We start from the raw sequence: 17653 nt of genomic DNA, 5'->3' as shown, positions 1-17653 counted from the left end.
GTTTCGTTCCTTCAGCTTAGTTCCTTATACGTGCGGATAAGGCGTAAAGGGGAGGTAGAACCTCCTCCCCATCTGTTGAGGTTTTTTTGTTTTCCTCGGGTATTGAGCCATGCAAATAATACGCGAAATTGATTGTGATCGTACTTTGTCACTTCTCGCAAAATAAAGTGCATCCCAATACCAAGACCAAACATGGTAAAATCACTGGTCAAAATGAAAAGAATGGATGTCGCCATGACATTGATCGCCATCGCTTCCATTGTAACACCAGCAAACATGGCCGGGCGCGTACAGGCAAGGAAAAGAGTATCTTCGTTCATTTATGTTGTGCCCGCTAATTTACCGACGAGAGTGGGGGCACCAAAAACAATAGCAATCCCCAGAACACAGTAAGCTGCTTTGCGTAAATCAATAAAGCCGTACATCCAACCAATCCCCACAGCAGCAACACATATAATAGCAATGAGTCTTGCCGTTGGACCCGTCATCATTGCGACAATGTTGCCTAAAACACCATCGAGCTTCCCGAAACCACCTCCACCAGCAGTAGAAGCAGCATAAGAAGGATCTGATACAAGCAATGCTGTAAAAAGCAGCATGGTCACGATAAAAATGATGTTTTGGAATCTATTATCTGTCATTTTACCTCTCTTTAACAAATAATATTTGTTCATATGTCGACATTCCATTGCCTCTAACAAACTAGAGAGTGCTGTCATTTGATGACAGTTTAATTCTTCTCGTTTGTTTGTTTTAAAAGCCTTGATCGTGGATCTGTTCACTCTCAAGCTCTTCTTCGTAAAGAGACAGAAGTCTTTTCAAATTGAGATTGTGTTACATGAAAATGGCAATTTTAAGTTGTGTATATTGGTAAAAATAACAATATTAAAATAATGAAAGAAAGAATATCATTCTTTACAAAATGTAGTTAATCTGCAACACTTATATTTGGATTTTTTCTTTAAAAACAAGGGGATTGCTGATCAATAATCTGACATGATAGGAAAAAAACGAATTTTTTGAGCGAGCGTGTTAAGAGATGCTATTTAAATTGATTGTTATTATTTACATTATGGGGGCTACGGTGTGGGGATTAAGCCAATATAAAGATAAAATGGATTTCAGCATTCTTAAAACATTTGAGACGCAAGATATCCAAGATATTGTCGATCTCTATCGAGAAGAAAAAAAGTTGGGTAGATCTATCACCAAACAGCAATTAGAAAAAAATGAACCAGCTCTCGATGTGCAGAAGAGTGTTTCATTAAATGATGTTGCAAATAATGCTGTTGTTTTTCATGGTAAGGCTTCTGTTACAAGTGGGGTTACATTTAAATTACTGACGCCTGCTGCACAATCTTGGCGCTCACATATCTCCCGTGATATTCATCTTTATGGTGTTGACACATGTGCACCCCGTCAAAAAGCAAGATTAAATGATCAAGAATGGCCCTGTGGTGCGGTTACAACGGCTTGGCTTGTCACCAAAACACTTGGGCAGGATTTATCCTGTAAACAGGCTTTGATGCACAATGGTGTTTATTATGCGCAATGTTTTGTTCAAGGGGTTGATTTAGCTGAGGAAGGTCTTAAAGAAGGTATGTTGGTACTCTCAAAAGAGGGGAAAAATCCTATTCCAGCCCAGTATCATCATGCGGAAGAAAAAGCACGTGGCAATAAGATTGGTCTTTGGTCGAGTGATTTCACTGAACCTTTAAAATGGCGGCGAGATAATGGATCCTATAACCCCTTTGCTAGTCCATGATTGGTTTTAACGAACATATTTACTTAAATTTTTATAGAGAAAACTTTATCAATAAAATTGTACCAAATCGTAGAGCAAATTTGAATAAACGGTGAGATTATTTTCGTTTAGGAAGTAAATGGATGGTACTTCCCTTTTCAAGGGAGGGTTGCTTTCAAAATCGCTTCTCTATTTTTACTTATGTGTTTTATAAAAGCAGGAAAATGTCATTGTTGGTGGCAAAGCATTTTTGAGTATTTGTGTTTGAAGGAGAAAGTGAGGCGATAAAAAACGCTCAAGAAACGGATTTCTAGAGCGGTGTTGATAAAAGTAAAAAATAAACAGACCCCAAAATGGTGTAACGTTTGATATAACGGATAAAATCTTTCACAATGCCTTAAAAGAATTCATAGCAAAAGTTTTTTCATCAGAATTTTTGTCTTCAGGATTGGATCACGTTTTTTACTTCTTTAAAAGTGATCAATCTGTTGCATTCCTTGAAAAGCTTTCATAATTATCTGCTTTTAAATTCAGACTTCCAAATGATGGATGGATTTCAAATAGACTCTACACGAAGAAATCTTCGTAAAATGATTTGCATTGCTGATTGTTTTCTATATATCACAAAACGTTTCTATTTAGGCCTCGATGGAGGAACAATAATCAACATACAAATAGGTAAAAAGAGTTCATACTTTTTTGTTATGGCTTTGTGGTTTAATGATCGTGAGACTTAAGTATTATAATGCTCATAGGCTTTCTATAGGGTTAGGGGCGATGCCTATTGCAATGTAACTATTTGAAATCAGTTGGACAAAAGCATTAATGCGTCTTCTGATTTCATCATTTGTATTCAGTTTGGGCTCTTTCCCTTCTCATTGTATTTTATGACAAACTCATACGATGGCTATTGTGAGCTCTTCTTGCGTTACTTTACTCAGAGTGTTCACTTTGAAAGCAAGCAAGTGATAGTGAGGCTGTATTCTCATACAGTGTGAAAATTCAACCCTCATTTGGGGGGATGATATTAACAGATAAGGTATTTAAAGAGGAGTAAAATGAAAAAAATTATTTATTATGCATGACTCTATTATTCGTCGTGGGGTGTGAAAAACCTATAGCGTAGAAGATTTAAAAAAAGATGCAAAATTAAGAGAAGAATGGGGAACGAAGTGTTCTCTTTCAGGACAAGCTGTTAAGGAATCTAAAAGCTGTCAAAATGTTTTACAAGCAGATACTGAAATGTTTTTCTCGCCAAAGCTTGATGTTACAGACCGTGGTCATGCATCTCAACAGTAAAGTGTGATATAAAAATTCTAAAATAAAGAAGTTACGGCTCAACGAATGCTCGCTTCTTCAATTGTTATAGCGGATTTTTTTATCATTTTTCATCTTTCAGATGAGCTCCCCAAATCATATTCGCAATCCTATTGTTTGTTTCATCTTTGTTAGATTGAGGATTATGATCATGAGAAAACAGGATAGCATTGTCTTATAGAAACATCTCTTAAGGTATCCAAGCCTATTTTGCGACGCTGTTCGTAAAGGGTATAAGGGTAAATCCATTGAGCCCCCCATCTTTACGCTTCATAACGGAGTAAGCCTTGCACCATCACACAGTTTGTCAGCTTGTGGGTGTTGCTTACAGCTCTTGGTAATTGAGACGGTTCGTTTGAGGCATTTTTAATTCTTACTTAATAGTTTTTATCCATACGCCTCTTCCCACTTGTAACCTGCAAGAGATATAGTTTTGGTTGATTCAACATGGAACAAGTCTGAAATGAAAGAATCTTACGATATTCTGGATTCTCATTCAACATGTAAAATAATAAATTATCTTTATAAATCAATGTTTTGCCTTACGGTAGAGTTGGTGTAGCATTGAGATTTTAGAGGGAAAATATGCCTTTAAGACTTTATAACAGATACTAAGTCTTTAATAGCAGGTATATTAAATGTACATCATTTAAAATAAATAGAGCGTCCATAGCGAAAAGGGGGCCGCTCTTTAAATACGGATAAATACTTATTCTGTTGTGCTGTAAAACGCTATTGTTTGCGGGTGTGGTGATATAAGATATAAAACTTTATAGGGGTGTTTTGATAAGAGAGTGTGATGAATATTCAAGGGAGGGCTTGTTTATATAATTTTGTGAAAGGAACCATATGAAATGGGAAGCTGAGAAGGAGTTATTTTTGAGAAGGCGGATCGTTTATCAACCGGTTTGAGGGGGGGCATCCTTTTGGGGTGTGGGGAGAAAGCCAAGAATAGGGCATGTAGTACCCTATAGCTATGCTTTTAAAGCGTTTTAATTTTGATCACAAATTAAGTTTAAAATTGCTTTCTGCTTGACAGATGTGAGGACTCTAAAACTTTTTAAAAGCAAATATTCCTCTTTGCTCGAGGCGATTTCATCATAATGGTACGGGGTGTTGTCTTTTTTGATGATATCAGTGTAAAAAAAGGCAAGTGGAACATTCAAAATATCGGAAATTTCCTTTAAACGTCCTGCGCTCACGCGATTTAAGCCTTTTTCATACTTTTGGATTTGTTGAAAAGTGACACCTAAATGATGCCCTAATGTTTTTTGAGACATTTTTAGCACTTTTCGCCTAAAGCGAATTTTTTTGCCTACAAAAAGATCAATATTAAGATTTTGAGCTTGCATTTTCCCCCTCCAGGTGCGAGCGCCCTCGCATTGGTATTCCGGGAGCTTGAAAACACTGAACCCTAGTCAGCATTTTGCTTTTAGTGCTTGGAGCACCTGGACATAGCAAAATCTCCCGGAATTCCGGGATACCCACATAGTGGGTTTATTTTTACGCTAGGGTTTCGGGTTTTCAAGACCCCTTTTGATCGTTGCGTATGCGATCAAAACATTTTTCGATTCATAAAGTAATTTTAGGAGATTGGCAATAAAAATAGTTTTTCTTGAGACGGATAGATTTTTTTAAATAGGAGGTTGTTTGCCTTTCAAAGTTTTAAGGTTTGCTTACTCAACTCATGACATCAGATATGCATTTTACGAAGGTAAACCTTGGTTTTTAAGCTCAAGTTACCGCTTACGGTGCTGTCCTTAACCAATAATCAAAATGATTTGTTTTGATGCGTCTGAGATATCATGATGATAGGGGAAAGCTTTTATGAGTAAAGAGCCCTCATGCAAAATAAACTCAAAACATTATAGATCTTATTGTTGTATATTCACATGTTTGTTTTAGAAGATATTTCTCAATGTTAGCGCCTATTTTACAATGGTGCTTCGTAAAGTATATAGCGTAAAAGCCTCTATGAATGGGATAAAAGCTATATTGCTATCTTTACTGAAAAAAAGATGCTCGGACGGCACATACTCTCTGCCAGTTCAAAATATTACGACAGTTTTTGCCTTTGAAAGGGAGCCTAAGAGCTATTTTTTCTTTCTTCACGTGTTTTTATCTGTACGCTCTCTGCTTATAATATGTAAGCGAATAGGTTTTGATTGATTCAATATAAACAAATTTGAAATGAGAAAATATATTGGGCTTTCTCATGATGCATGTTTTTAAGAGGGGGATACGTTTATTTTCTCAGTGAAGAATTTGAGTATTTTAGATAAAAAACTCTATCAACGTCGTTGTTGTTAGAATTAAAATTTTTATGAGAAAAATAGCATTGGGGAATGATAAGCTTTTGCTATCAAGCATTTTAGAATTTTGCACAACTTAATGATAACTTAGTTATTTTATCATTTCTTATGATCTCTATAGACGATAAAAAGTTGGGATATGGTTTGAGAAAGCAGATGACACAAGTATTATCTTTCGGTAAGTAATTTTGAAGTAAAAGACAGCTTTAAATGACAAATAGAGATAGGTGCACCATGAATGAAGTTACCCATATTGAGACTATTATAGCGCATTATGATGCTGTTTTTTGTGATGTGTGGGGTGTTGTGCATAACGGTGTACATGCATTTGAACCAGCGTTGAAGGCGTTGTATAAAATCCGACAAATGGGAAAAACTGTCATTTTATTGACCAATTCTCCTCGGCTACGGGAAGATGTTGCTGCTCAATTACAAAGTATGAATGTTCATAGCGACTATTATGATGCCATTATCACTTCAGGGGATGTAACGCGCGATCTTATTCTGACTGCTCCGCGTAAAGTTTTTTTCATTGGTCCACAGCATGATTTGGTGCTGTTTGAAGGGTTAGAGTGTGAATTTGTTGAAGAATGGGAGGCTTCTGTTGTCGTCTGTAGCGGTTTTCTTGAAGATTTTGACGAAGAACCCTCTGCTTATGAGGAGATGTTTCGTCGCATGCGGTCGCGGAATTTACCTTTTATTTGTGCGAACCCAGATGTGATTGTCCATTATGGAAATAAAGAATTTTGGTGCGCTGGTGCATTGGCTCGTCTTTATCAACAATTAGGGGGGGAGGTGCGCATTGCTGGAAAACCTCACGCGCCTATTTATGAATGTGCCTTTGAAAAACTTCAAAAAATACGGGGAACAGTAGAAAAAAGTCAAGTTTTAGCTATTGGTGATGGTCTTTTAACGGATATTAAGGGGGCGGCTCATTTTGGTCTTGATGCCCTTTATATTATGGGGGGGATTCATCATTATGATTATACGCAAAATGGTGTGGTTGATAAGCAAGCTTTGCATTCTTTTCTTGAACGTCATGGTTATAAACCACAAGCAATCATGTGGGCACTTCAGTAATGACTAATTTTTTGCGTCTTCAGGGAATTCATATGTTTCCCTCGGCTTGGCGGGGAGCAGTGTTGGCACTTGGAAATTTTGATGGTGTTCATTGCGGACATCAGGTGGTGTTGCAAAAAGCGCTTGATTTCGCCCGTATAAAAAAGAAACCAGCAGTTGTTTTAACCTTTGAACCCCATCCAAGAAGTTTTTTTCAACATTCAGCTCCTGTCTATCGTTTGACAGAGGCAGCTGAAAAAGCTGAAATTTTTAAAACCCTTGGCTTTGACTGCGTGATTGAACAGCCGTTTGATGCACAGTTTGCCGCTCTTTCAGCGGACGAATTTATCAAGTCGTTTTTAAAGGAAGTTTTTGATGTTTCAGTTGTGGTGACAGGCGAAAATTTTCAATTTGGTCATCAGAAAAGCGGAAATGTACATCTTCTTTGCCAAAGGGGAGAGAAATATGGATTTGAGGTTGTGCAAGTTTCTTGCGTTTCTCGTTCTCAAGATTCACAATCTTTGATCATTTCCTCGAGTTTTATTCGGCAACTTCTCTCACAAGGGGAAGTGGACAAAGCAGCCCATTTGTTAGGGTATCACTATCGGATACGCTCCAATATTATTCAAGGTGAAAAACTTGGACGTCTTTTGGGATTTCCTACCGCTAATCAAATGTTGCCTCCCCAAGTTCGTTTGGCTCATGGTGTTTATGCGGTACGTTTGCGTCGTGCGAACGGTGTTTTGTATGATGGTGTTGCAAGCTTTGGTTGTCGTCCAACGGTTGTTAAGGATGGGGCGCCCCTTTTGGAAACCTATTTGTTTGACTTTAACGACGACCTTTATGGGGAAAGCTGTATCGTTTCTTTTTTCCAGTTTTTGCGAGGACAAGAAAAATTTGATGGGCTTGAACCTTTGATTGTGCAAATGCATCGTGATGAAAAAAAAGCAAAAGAAATTTTAAAGACAGTACAACCATTATCAACGTTGGATAGGCTGCTTACTTTTAAAAATATGTCCTAAACTGATCTGAAAAAGAGAGAAGAGCTGTAAAAATAGCACTTAAAGTGATTATAATCACAAAGATATATTCCAAAACATCGTGGAATATATGTTTTTTCCGTTGTTGAGAGGGAGAATCGAATATCTGAAGATCTGATTTTGGCATCATTTTTTTCAAAGTTAACGTTATGGTTTTTGTTGTCATTCAAAACTTTACTGCTTGTTTCTTTCTGATACGTTAAAACTTATCATAAAAGATGCAGTAAAGAATAAGCAACCAGCCTATTTAGCAATAATAGACGTGAAGAAGGAGAAAGGCTGTTTTTAAAATTTCTTGCGATCTTAAGCTTATAGTTTGATAAAATTTAATTGATGACTTTTTTTATTTAAAAGTTTATTGTTTCTTTTTTTTAATTTGGCTTATTATGTCATTTATGCTGTATCATCGTTTATGATGAGAGTTGGTTCGTGTAACCTTACGCATGTGATATTTTGTATTATGTAATGAATATTTTTAAAAAAGTTTTGTTTGTCGAGTCTTGTGAAGAAGATTAGTGGTCAGCAGCAGTTTTCGTGCTGACCAATCACGTAAACGAGAATGAAGCTGCTGGAAAATGCTTTAAGTTTCGTTTCTCTTGTATATTGTGATGGGGAATGCATATTAAGGAGACTGCGATTGATTGTAGATAAAAGAAATCATTGCGAGAAAGCAGGTGTATTGTTTCAAAATTTCTAATGCTTTTGATGGATAAAGGCACAATTTTGTTGTCGTAACACGTCAATCTTTCAGATTTTCAAGTTAAAAACTATCCATATATTTCCTTTGTCTTTCACAAATGTAACGCCCATAATGAAAAGGAAAGACAGTCTTGTAAGGATATGAAAATACAAAGCCAATAATGTTTTGTTGTTTTTTGATAGAAATATTGGATAAAAGTTAGAACATCTTTCCAATCTATGTTCGGTCTATTCGTGACTGTATCGTATTGTTTTTCTTATAAAACTTTTTCTTTAGTGTTCCTCAACGCGAGCAGTATGTTTGAGACAAAGATTAAAACGCTTTAGTGCTCTCTCTACTGTTACAGCTTTTGTATACCAGATGGGGAGAGTCTATTGCTATATTCATTTGGATAATCTCTGAAACCGGTTTACAGCCTTATTGGGGAAAAATATGAAGTTATAAAGGGGAAAATCAGTCCAGATGACAGTCTTTTTTAAATTAGGCTTTGCTACTTTCAAAAGGGTTCAGAGCAATATCTCTTAAATCATGAAAATAACAGCTTCAGGCTTTTGTTGTTCTTTGAATAGGATATCACGCCCTACAGGTAAAATAAAATGCTGGAATATCCTTGTTTTGCTAATTTATGCACTTCTTTTAAAGAAATATCTCTCAACGCTTCTCATATTCATTTTCATGATGGCTCTCATGAATGGTATCTTGAAAGCTCCGTTGAGCGCTATCATCTTTATGCCTAATAAAAGAGCAATCCGACACCATCCGTTATATTGACAAGCCTTTAGTGTTGTACAGTCTAGGCTATTTGAGAGCGCTTATGAGAGTTTGTTCTTAACTCGTTTTATTTCACACGAATATTTCTTGCTTGTGACATGCAAGAAACACGCTTTTGATTGATTCACTATAAATAGGCTTGAGAGAATCTTACGGTATTAGGATTTATCACTCAACGTGCAAAATAATTAATTGTTATAAATCAATATGTCGCAGTTAATCATAGATTATGGCTTACTGCTTTTTTATAAAATACTCTGCATGCCTTTTATTCGGAATATGGGTTTTCTTAGTGGTTTTACTGTCGTTTTAGGTGTCTGTGGCGTATGAATGAGCTCGTATTGGTAAAGGAAGAGAAAAAGAAGGTGGAGCAGTGATAAAAAGTGAGGTGAAAATAATTTTCTTTGATCATCATATGAATTTTCATGCATTTTTATGGCTTCGGGTGTGCATGCTTGTTGTATATTGAGGAGCAAAGCTTGCTCATAGAGTTTTATGAAATGTGAAGCCTGAGTGGAAAGGTGCAAGACAAAGATTATTGACTGATTATTTTTTTACAGATCGATGTATATTTAAGAATCTTCGTCTTTTAAGACGAGGCGGAAGTATGCAACCCCTCTGTTTAAAGACGCGCTAAGCGATAAAGATGCAGCGAGCGTGATCCGTGATGACAATAGGCAAGAAGAGGCAGAGAGGCTGTTTTTAAAATTGTTTGCATGGCTTCAACAGCTGACTTTTCTATAGTTGGAGGAGAAATGGGAATGTGATAGGCTTTTATGCCATATTCATTTGCGACCGTTTTAATGCTAGAAAAGTCAGGTTGATGGAGCTCTTCGTGATCGGGGCGGTTACAGATAATTGTTTTAAAACCAGCTTGTGCCAATGTTTTGATATTTTCTATGCTAAGTTGGGCGCTGATAAAAATATCAGGTTCAATTTGTTGTAAATTCATTTTTATTTATTCTCAATTGCACGATCTTCACGATACCCTCTGGTCTAATATATAGAAAGAACATAATGAAGGTAAGTTTTTCACTGGCATCTTAACAAAAATATTCTTTTTGTCGAGAAGATCTATTTGGGAAAAATGAGCTGTAAGATGCAAAATATCTCATTCCGCAACATGTTCGTTATGCGATCTTATAAAAGACGGATGTTTGGTCTTTATGGATAATCTATAGTGTTTACTCAGCATAGACATTTCATTGTGTTGTTTGTTTACGCGCTTGCTAGAGGTACCCTTATTTCTCTTAAGCCCATTTTACTCTGTCGAGCGTCAAAGAGTATAAAATTCATGGATCACCACCCTTTTTACGCTTATGAAGAAGGAAGTCGGTACCATTGTTATATTTGCCAACCTCCAATATTGTAATAGTTCTTGGTACTTGGAGATTCTGCATAAGAAGCATTTTAAATCCTTTCTTGTACAGTTTTTACCCACACGCCAGCCCTGATTGTACGTACAAGAGATATGATTTTGATTAATTTAATATAAGAGGCATGAAATGAGAGAATCTTCCTGATTTCGGCTCTCTCATTCAACGTGCAAAACAATGAATTCTCCTTATAGTTTGTTGTATATTCAGAGTGGAGTTTGTTTGTAGAGTTGCATTAAGTGGATTGCATGAAGGGAGAATCCCAAAAGGCCGGTGCAAAATAAGAAGCTGGATCATTTACAGCGCATTGTTTACAGATCGACATGGATTTAAGAATCTTCGTTTTAGGGTAGGGGGGAAGAAGAGCATGCCTCTTTTAAATTTATTTTGTTATTTTCAAGAATATCATCTTCATAATGTTTTGCTCATGTTAAAGAATATTATAAAAAATTGCGGGCTATTGTTATTTATCCTGAAAATGGGAGAAATGGTTATTTTGCACGTATTGGATGCTTGTTTCTTTTATTACTTTCAGTATAATCGTAAAAACGATAATACTGAAAGGCGTAATGGATGATCATTGGACTTTTGAATCAAAAGGGAGGTGTCGGAAAAACGACGTTGAGTGTTAATCTTGCTGCCAGTTTTGCACGTACTGGTACACGGGTATTGCTTATTGATGTTGACCCACAGGGAAGCGCATTGGATTGGGCTGCTGTACGTGAAGATGCTCCTTTGTTTTCAGTTATTGGTTTACCGCGTGCAACGGTTCACAAAGAGATTACACAGATTGGTCATGGTTATGATCATATTATTATCGATGGTCCTCCGCGTGTGACGGATCTTGCTCGTAGTGCTCTTATGGCTTCGGATTTGGTGCTTATCCCTGTTTTGCCTAGTCCCTATGATATTTGGGCAGCGGATGGAATTGTAAAGCTGATTGATGAAGCACGCGTTTATAAAGAGAATCTCAAATCTGCTTTTGTTATTAATCGTAAAATCGTCAATACAGCGATAGGGCGCGATGTGAACGAAGCTCTTGGCATATACCCTGTGCATGTTCTTTCTTCTAGTGTTGCGCAGCGCGTGATTTTTGCAGAAGCAGCAGCACAGGGGAAGGCCGTTTATGAAGTTGATAAACAAGGACCCGCAGCGGCAGAGATTGAAGCGGTTGCAGCGGAAATCAAGGAGTTAGCACGATGAGTAAAAAAATTAAAATTGGCACAAAACCAACCAATAAATCAATTCCTTTAACAGCGGATGCATGGATAGGAAGCCACAAAGGGAGCATGAGTGGAGGTATGAAGCGCCTCACGATTGATATACCAGAAAGTTTGCATCGGTTGATTAAGGTCAGTTGTGCAAGTCGTGGAACTAAAATAGCTGATGAGGTCCGCGAATTGCTTTCACAAAAATACGGAAAAGTGTAAAAATGATACGATAATTTCATTGGTTTGAGTGCTTTTTCTAGAGATGATATCGATTTTTTTTATACGAAGTTAATAATAAAAGTGCTCTTCTTTTTTCACGATGGTTGCTTCATTCAAGTTGTTTTTCATAAGGTTCTGTATCATCGCATGAAAGAGCTATGAGTTTGCGAAAAATTCTCCGTTTCAAACTTTTCCCTATAAATGTGATAATCATCATACTACTTGTGATCTTATCCGCTAGATGAGTAGATAAGTTTATTCTTCCATAAAAATTATCTTGATAATGATTTTAAACATCAGGTTATTTTTGTTTATTGTACTTAATACATGCGTCAATAATGTAATTAAGAGTAGCGTTGATTATTTTTTTCTGTTATGCAGCAATCCGTTTTATTAAATTATATTCATGTTTATAAAGGGGGGATAAAAATAAGTAAAATTTACTGATATTGACGCGCTATAATTTTTCCTAATAAACAAAAGAATTCATTGAGCATATTATAGACAATATTTCTTACATTTATATGATTTTATAGTCTTAAATAGTTAATGCCAGCTGTAATGGTACGCAAGGCAATAGGCTTTTTTCTTCAATTGGAATGTATAAGATTGCTTTTTTAGCATTTCTATTGGCTTTTAAAAAGTGCAGGGGGACTTAAAGCTTTCTTTCTTTTCCGGTGGTTTAGAAGTGATAAGAGCGCAATTAGTTGACTAAAAGCTGTATTCTTTCGTTTGCAGGGAATTTGCAATGGGTATAGGCATGACGAATTTGGGGTAAGATATCGTGCTGCTTCTCGTTACCAAGAGGTTCTTGAAGGAAAAGAAATGATTAAAAAGCTTTTTGAGAATGTCAAGATATCAGAATTTTTGCTGAAGTTTTAACACTTCAAATACAAAGAGCTGCCGTGCAGATAATGTTACAAATGCAAGTCTGATAAATGAAAGCGGCTCTCATGATTTAACATGTTTGCGTTGAAAATGTGCGTATTTGCAAAGGAAAATTAGACGCAAGGTCACAATATAGGAGGGGATGTGAACCCAAAGATATTGTTAATAAAATATAAAACAAAGAGAGGGGTTAAATCATGAACAAGATCATTATAACAGCGCTGCTGCTTTGCGTGGGACTTGTCGTTTCTGGTTGTGAAAAAACTTATAGCGTAGCAGAGTTTAAGAAAGATCCCCAATTACTCAATCAGTGGTTAGAGAAATGTTTTATTGCAGGAAGTTTTGATTCAAAAAATTGTAAAAACGCAGAACAAGCTGAATTAGAAACTCGTAAAAAATGGGGAATTTTTGGCTCTGGAAAGGACGACCAAGAAAAAACTGAAGATAAAAAGGAAGGGAATTAAATTATGAATAAAGTCATTATTACAGCATTGCTGCTTTGTACTGGACTTGCTGTTACTGGTTGTGAAAAAACTTATAGTGTAAAAGAATTTAAAACAAATGAAAAATTATACGAGGAATGGGCAAAGAAATGTGAGAACGATGATTCACCGCTCAAATCCTCTCAAAATTGTAAAAACCTTCGACAAGCATATGTAGAACTTTTTTTAAGGCCCTAAATTGTGTCCTAAACTTTGTAAATTTGAAAAAAGGGGAATTTTATTGATGAATAAAGCCATTATTACAGCATTGCTGGTTTGTACTGGACTTGTCGTTGCTGGTTGTGAAAAAACTTATAGCGTAGCGGAATTTAAGAAGGATCCCAAATTACTCGAGCAATGGGCAATGAAATGCATGATATCAGAGGATTTAGATTCTCAAAATTGTAAAAATGCAGATAAAGCGTATCGTGAAGTTCATGCCCGAGATTGGCCTGGTTCAAGCTTTGTACATGATGACGAGAAAAAAACTGAAGATAAAAAGGAAGGGAATTAAATCATGAATAAAGTTATTATTACAGCATTGCTGCTTTGTACTGGACTTGTCGTTGCTGGTTGCGAAAAAAACTACAGCGTAGCGGAATTTAAGAAAGATAAAATATTACTCGAAGAGTGGGCAAAAAAATGTGAAAAGCTGGATCAATCTTCTATAGAGAAATCTAAAAATTGCCAACATGCCAGACAAGCATATATGGAACTTATGTTTGGCATTAATTAAAAACATACAGTTCAATAAATAAGGAATTGTTTAGTTCTTGATTCTATTGCGTTTTTAGGCTCTCTCTAACTTTTAGAGAGTCTTTTTATGGCTTCAAGAATTAGTTGTTTACGATCAGTACTCTTTGTGTAAACGTATGCTATACTGTCATTTGTTCAGCCCAAAAGTGCTTTTAATTGTAGATAGTATTGCCTCCCAATGAGTTGTTACGTGTTACTGCTAATTTTTTAATGTTTTGGTTACATGTATTTAAAATATGAGATTAAATCTATCTTTGGGGTGTTTTTTTGCGTTTATCACAAATAAATGTTTCATCACACTAAGATCGTCTTTAAGTGTTGCGGCTAATTTCGGAAAAATTAGGAGGAAACATTTGTTCGGAAATTACTTTCTCTGTTTTAATAAAGAGAAAAACATTCTGAATAGAATTATTATTGTTTCATACTCAAATGTTTTTCTCGAACTATTTTTAAAAAATTTCTTTTGATTTGAGAATATTATAACATTAGTTAAGTTGTGAGACAGTTTTGCTAGGACGGTTTTGCTGGATGTGTGAGGAATTGAGCGCTCTCCACATCTTTTCATTTTTCTCCTCTCTCTTTTCTGAGTTTACAAGGGTTTTCCTTGTTATTTTTTTATCTTAATTGTGTTGTAATATTATCATGTTGAGCGGTGGAGCGCATATAAAACTTTACGTATGAGGTGTTTTTTGTTCTCGAGTGTGTGATGAATGTTTTTCTGAATAACACTTTGATTTATAAAAATAATTTAATTATTTTATGTTGAATAAGGATCTCGAATAACGTAAGCTTCTCTTATTCCAAATCTGTTCTCGGTTGAATTAATTAAAACCATCTTCTTGCATGGTACAAGCGGGGAGAGCCGTGTGGATAAAAACTGTTGAAGAAAGACGTAAAAATGCCTCTTATAAATTATCTCAAGTGCTAAAGGTTTGTTGGCAACATTTGGGGCTGAAAAAGTGTGTGATGCTGCTGGTTTATTCTTTCATAAGGGTAAAGATGGTGTTCAATAGATTTATCATAAGTTTCATGAAATATTATTCTTTAGAATTGTGATATGCCCTGAAGGGGAAATTTACTCAATAAGGAGACAAATTATTTACAGACCGGATCTGATAGAAAATTTCGTTTTTTAAGGTGGGAGTGAAGTTAAGATTCAAGATAGCGTGAAAAGACGGACACTGATGGTTAAAAATGCATACAAAAAGCAGAGTTTATACTCAAATAGTTGCAAGCGATGTTTGAAATTGGGTGTGTGGTTTATCTGTAGAATTAAAATTTTTCTTTGCCCTTATGTGAAATTAAGATGCTTATTTGCACAGATTATAAAAAGCCAAGAGAGTATGCTTAGTATATTTCTATTACGAGAACTAAAATAACAACAAAAGCATTGATGGTGATAATCAAGGTTGAATAAAGCATAGCGGCTTTTACGAGATCAGCCATAAAAACCTCTTTCTGTTCTTTTTGAGGTGATTTTATGAATAACAATATGTTACAATCTGTAATATATGCTGATACAACATATTCGGCAAGCTTAAAATCGTTCCTTTTTTTATAAAAGCTTAAGGAGTTGGAGTATTGTGAATCCTAAAAAAGAACGCTTTAAAAAGACTATTGATTGATTTTGTAAGTTTTGTGTTGCTGGAAGCTTTTTTATCCTGTTATGCTATAAAGCACTGTCATTTATAACGGTAATATAAGACATATAAGTTTTCTTGGAACGTTTAAGTATTTTTTAGTGTACGATGAATATTCGTAGGTTTATTTGTTGAGCTTTTCGTTTAAGTGAATCAGATGAGGGGAAAGTCAGGAGAAGATCGTTTGACAAAAATTCGGACTGCGTACAGAGCCAATTGAGTTAAGATCTTAGTCCTTTAAGGTGAGCGGCGGAAGATAAAAATGTTTTCTGATCGTTTATCTCATAGCAAGATTGGTTAATGCTGCTCTAATAGGGCATGTTTTGCACAAAAGTAAAGAACGCTCCAAAAGAAATATACTTATGTTGTATATTAGTATATTTGTATTGCATATTTATGTACTTGTTTTAAAGAAATATCTCTTAACGCACACGAAAGACATTTTACGATGACATTCGTAAATGGTATAACGGTAAATGTGAATAGTATAACAGTAAAGCTCTCATGAAATAATATAAACTTTGAATAATATAAAAATCTATAAAATGCTATCATCTTTATACTTATGAAAGAGCAAGTCACAATCATCGTACGCTTGCTTCCAATGTTTATTATAGTTCTTGGCATTTGCTAAGGTTCATAAGAAGTCTTTTTCTTTCAGCGTATTTTATCAACACATCAGGGCGTTGTTTGTGATGTGCAAGCAAGTGATTTTAATTTATTCAACATGGAATAGATTTGAAATGTGATGATTATGAAAGAGAAGAGCTGCATTTAAAAGGTTGAAAACGAGAGAAAGATCGTAAACAAAAATTGTACCTTGATTATAAAATGATTGTTTCTCTGTTTTTATACCAGTAGCACATGTAAAGTCGCGATATTAAGAGCAAACTGTGTTATGGAATGAAATAATCTGTAAGAAGATGCTGTGAAAATTCTGAAAATATCAATGGGGGGAGCGTTAAGCATTATGCATTGGATAATATTTTGATTTATAGATGATAATCTATCGTTATTCAACTTGAATTAGATTCCTTAATACTGGAAATTTTTTCATTCCAAATCTGTTTCGTGGTGAATTAACCAAAACAACGTCTTTTGCAGTTACAAGCAGGGAGCTCCCATGCGCAGAGAAATTGTACAAGAAAGGCCATGCTTTATGAACCGTCTCAAGTGCCAAGGGTATCAGAACATAAGGGGTTAGAAAAATATGTGATGGTGCTGGCTTGCTTCTTTTATTAAGCGTAAAGATGGAAAGTGCTCAATGGATTTTATACATGTCATGGAAGATTTATCATTATACCATTGATGGGCCGCGGTGCGAAATAGGCTTGGGTGCACTTAAGAGATATTTCTTTAAAACAAGCGCGTAAATATGCGATTGAAGACGTATCGAACTGATTGGCTAAGAAACTCTTGAAAAGGTTCAAAAAATCTTATATAGTCGTTCATTGCAAAGAAAAGCGAATGATAATTTAAAAAAGGAAGATTGATGGCTGTTTAGCTATTTGAAGATGTCTTTTTTATATTGCTGTATGGCTGATCTGTTCAAAAGAACATTCTTTTTGTGTTTTATGCGAAATACTGCATGTGTGCAGAAAGAGCATGGGAGAGGGGGTGTCCTTTTGAATGGGTGCAAACTGATCTTGTTGGGCGCCATCTTATGGGGCGCTGGAAGGTATACAAGTTTAAGTGCAGAGAGAGCCATAAGGTTATGGAGGGTAAAGTGCTTCTATCAGTAAAATGCTGAAATTTTTAATGGGCTTACGTCTTTATATGCTGCAAGATAGGCTGCGGTTTTTTGTCGGCAGATATTTTTGTGGCTGAAGTTCTCGTGAAAGCATTGTTATTTTCTGTTGAAGATGAGCTCGTGATAAAATCGGCAAAGATAAAATCGGCAAGGCGAAATAGACAGAGCAAATATGGAAGTTTCGATATTGCTGGAAGGTTTAAGTCTATAGCGTTTTTATGGATTAGTATAGCCGCAATGATGGTTTTGGAGCAAAGCAAGAAAAATATTTGAGAGAACGCGTTGAAAGTTGAAGTGGTATACGCTTTGAAGGATTGTCGTGCTGTTGTTTGAGCAATGTTTGCACCACGAGCTTGGTTGAGTGTATCAGCATTGAAGAGAACCTGTT

14 protein-coding genes and 2 pseudogenes are annotated in these 17653 nt (G+C 35.8%); 11 read left to right on the top strand and 5 right to left on the bottom strand.

Annotated features, from left to right (window positions below):
• Positions 1 to 11: 11 nt before the first annotated feature.
• Positions 12 to 320: a type IV secretion system protein VirB3 gene (locus ACFINX_RS06030; RefSeq protein ID WP_375610595.1), complete on the bottom strand. Its 309-nt coding sequence runs from the start codon at positions 318 to 320 to the stop codon at positions 12 to 14.
• On the bottom strand, positions 321 to 641 hold the full coding sequence (locus tag ACFINX_RS06025; RefSeq protein ID WP_375610628.1) for a TrbC/VirB2 family protein: 321 nt from the start codon (positions 639 to 641) through the stop codon (positions 321 to 323). It lies immediately after the preceding gene.
• A gap of 398 nt (positions 642 to 1039) precedes the next feature.
• Between ACFINX_RS06025 and ACFINX_RS06020 the strand changes: the two genes are divergently transcribed.
• The gene (locus tag ACFINX_RS06020) at positions 1040 to 1765 is read left to right on the top strand and encodes a hypothetical protein (protein ID WP_375613567.1); all 726 of its coding nucleotides are present in this window, start codon (positions 1040 to 1042) and stop codon (positions 1763 to 1765) included.
• 1149 nt (positions 1766 to 2914) lie between these two features.
• Positions 2915 to 3043: pseudogene (locus ACFINX_RS06015) on the top strand (hypothetical protein); the annotation flags it as partial.
• 1010 nt (positions 3044 to 4053) lie between these two features.
• On the opposite strand, the gene ACFINX_RS06010 reads toward ACFINX_RS06015, so the two are convergent.
• Complete coding sequence (locus ACFINX_RS06010; RefSeq protein ID WP_375613566.1) at positions 4054 to 4413, bottom strand: helix-turn-helix domain-containing protein; 360 nt, start codon at positions 4411 to 4413, stop codon at positions 4054 to 4056.
• Positions 4414 to 5607: 1194 nt separating this feature from the next.
• Between ACFINX_RS06010 and ACFINX_RS06005 the strand changes: the two genes are divergently transcribed.
• On the top strand, positions 5608 to 6453 hold the full coding sequence (locus ACFINX_RS06005) for a TIGR01459 family HAD-type hydrolase (protein ID WP_375660101.1): 846 nt from the start codon (positions 5608 to 5610) through the stop codon (positions 6451 to 6453).
• Positions 6453 to 7454: a bifunctional riboflavin kinase/FAD synthetase gene (locus tag ACFINX_RS06000; protein WP_375668480.1), complete on the top strand. Its 1002-nt coding sequence runs from the start codon at positions 6453 to 6455 to the stop codon at positions 7452 to 7454. The genes ACFINX_RS06005 and ACFINX_RS06000 overlap by 1 nt, the downstream gene beginning before the upstream one ends.
• 1723 nt (positions 7455 to 9177) lie before the next feature.
• Here ACFINX_RS06000 and ACFINX_RS10445 read toward each other — a convergent pair.
• Together ACFINX_RS10445 and ACFINX_RS05995 are read right to left on the bottom strand one after the other, a co-directional pair.
• Positions 9178 to 9404: pseudogene (locus tag ACFINX_RS10445) on the bottom strand (D-alanyl-D-alanine carboxypeptidase); the annotation flags it as partial.
• A gap of 161 nt (positions 9405 to 9565) precedes the next feature.
• Positions 9566 to 9895, bottom strand: coding sequence for a TIGR01244 family sulfur transferase (locus ACFINX_RS05995; protein WP_375610590.1), 330 nt, complete (start codon positions 9893 to 9895; stop codon positions 9566 to 9568).
• Positions 9896 to 10892: 997 nt separating this feature from the next.
• Here ACFINX_RS05995 and parA point away from each other — a divergent pair.
• The 7 genes from parA (at position 10893) to ACFINX_RS05960 (ending at position 17538) form a co-directional block, all read left to right on the top strand.
• Positions 10893 to 11522: a ParA family partition ATPase gene (gene parA / locus ACFINX_RS05990; protein ID WP_375613562.1), complete on the top strand. Its 630-nt coding sequence runs from the start codon at positions 10893 to 10895 to the stop codon at positions 11520 to 11522.
• Positions 11519 to 11749: a plasmid partition protein ParG gene (locus ACFINX_RS05985; protein WP_375613561.1), complete on the top strand. Its 231-nt coding sequence runs from the start codon at positions 11519 to 11521 to the stop codon at positions 11747 to 11749. The genes parA and ACFINX_RS05985 overlap by 4 nt, the downstream gene beginning before the upstream one ends.
• Before the next feature lie 1085 nt (positions 11750 to 12834).
• Complete coding sequence (locus tag ACFINX_RS05980) at positions 12835 to 13101, top strand: EexN family lipoprotein (protein WP_375668479.1); 267 nt, start codon at positions 12835 to 12837, stop codon at positions 13099 to 13101.
• Positions 13102 to 13104: 3 nt separating this feature from the next.
• Positions 13105 to 13317, top strand: a complete 213-nt coding sequence (locus tag ACFINX_RS05975) for an EexN family lipoprotein (RefSeq protein ID WP_375621543.1) — start codon at positions 13105 to 13107, stop codon at positions 13315 to 13317.
• A gap of 46 nt (positions 13318 to 13363) precedes the next feature.
• On the top strand, positions 13364 to 13633 hold the full coding sequence (locus ACFINX_RS05970) for an EexN family lipoprotein (RefSeq protein ID WP_375638605.1): 270 nt from the start codon (positions 13364 to 13366) through the stop codon (positions 13631 to 13633).
• A 3-nt stretch (positions 13634 to 13636) separates the two neighbouring features.
• On the top strand, positions 13637 to 13855 hold the full coding sequence (locus ACFINX_RS05965; protein WP_375612202.1) for an EexN family lipoprotein: 219 nt from the start codon (positions 13637 to 13639) through the stop codon (positions 13853 to 13855).
• A gap of 3461 nt (positions 13856 to 17316) precedes the next feature.
• On the top strand, positions 17317 to 17538 hold the full coding sequence (locus ACFINX_RS05960) for a hypothetical protein (RefSeq protein ID WP_375668478.1): 222 nt from the start codon (positions 17317 to 17319) through the stop codon (positions 17536 to 17538).
• Positions 17539 to 17653 lie beyond the last annotated feature (115 nt).

This window comes from Bartonella sp. AP36NXGY (genome assembly GCF_042195865.1).
Lineage (GTDB): Bacteria > Pseudomonadota > Alphaproteobacteria > Rhizobiales > Rhizobiaceae > Bartonella.
The sequence above is the reverse complement of the archived record's forward strand: the minus strand, read 5'-3'. Positions and strand labels throughout refer to the sequence as shown.

What these genes read in the sequence shown, in the direction of transcription:
- ACFINX_RS05985 (WP_375613561.1), top strand. Translation starts at nt 11,519, where the DNA reads ATGAGTAAAAAAATTAAAATTGGCACAAAACCAACCAATAAATCAATT.
- ACFINX_RS06010 (WP_375613566.1), bottom strand. Translation starts at nt 4,413, where the DNA reads ATGCAAGCTCAAAATCTTAATATTGATCTTTTTGTAGGCAAAAAAATT.
- parA (WP_375613562.1), top strand. Translation starts at nt 10,893, where the DNA reads ATGATCATTGGACTTTTGAATCAAAAGGGAGGTGTCGGAAAAACGACG.
- ACFINX_RS06000 (WP_375668480.1), top strand. Translation starts at nt 6,453, where the DNA reads ATGACTAATTTTTTGCGTCTTCAGGGAATTCATATGTTTCCCTCGGCT.
- ACFINX_RS06020 (WP_375613567.1), top strand. Translation starts at nt 1,040, where the DNA reads ATGCTATTTAAATTGATTGTTATTATTTACATTATGGGGGCTACGGTG.
- ACFINX_RS05975 (WP_375621543.1), top strand. Translation starts at nt 13,105, where the DNA reads ATGAATAAAGTCATTATTACAGCATTGCTGCTTTGTACTGGACTTGCT.
- ACFINX_RS05970 (WP_375638605.1), top strand. Translation starts at nt 13,364, where the DNA reads ATGAATAAAGCCATTATTACAGCATTGCTGGTTTGTACTGGACTTGTC.
- ACFINX_RS05980 (WP_375668479.1), top strand. Translation starts at nt 12,835, where the DNA reads ATGAACAAGATCATTATAACAGCGCTGCTGCTTTGCGTGGGACTTGTC.
- ACFINX_RS06005 (WP_375660101.1), top strand. Translation starts at nt 5,608, where the DNA reads ATGAATGAAGTTACCCATATTGAGACTATTATAGCGCATTATGATGCT.
- ACFINX_RS06025 (WP_375610628.1), bottom strand. Translation starts at nt 641, where the DNA reads ATGACAGATAATAGATTCCAAAACATCATTTTTATCGTGACCATGCTG.
- ACFINX_RS06030 (WP_375610595.1), bottom strand. Translation starts at nt 320, where the DNA reads ATGAACGAAGATACTCTTTTCCTTGCCTGTACGCGCCCGGCCATGTTT.
- ACFINX_RS05965 (WP_375612202.1), top strand. Translation starts at nt 13,637, where the DNA reads ATGAATAAAGTTATTATTACAGCATTGCTGCTTTGTACTGGACTTGTC.
- ACFINX_RS05995 (WP_375610590.1), bottom strand. Translation starts at nt 9,895, where the DNA reads ATGAATTTACAACAAATTGAACCTGATATTTTTATCAGCGCCCAACTT.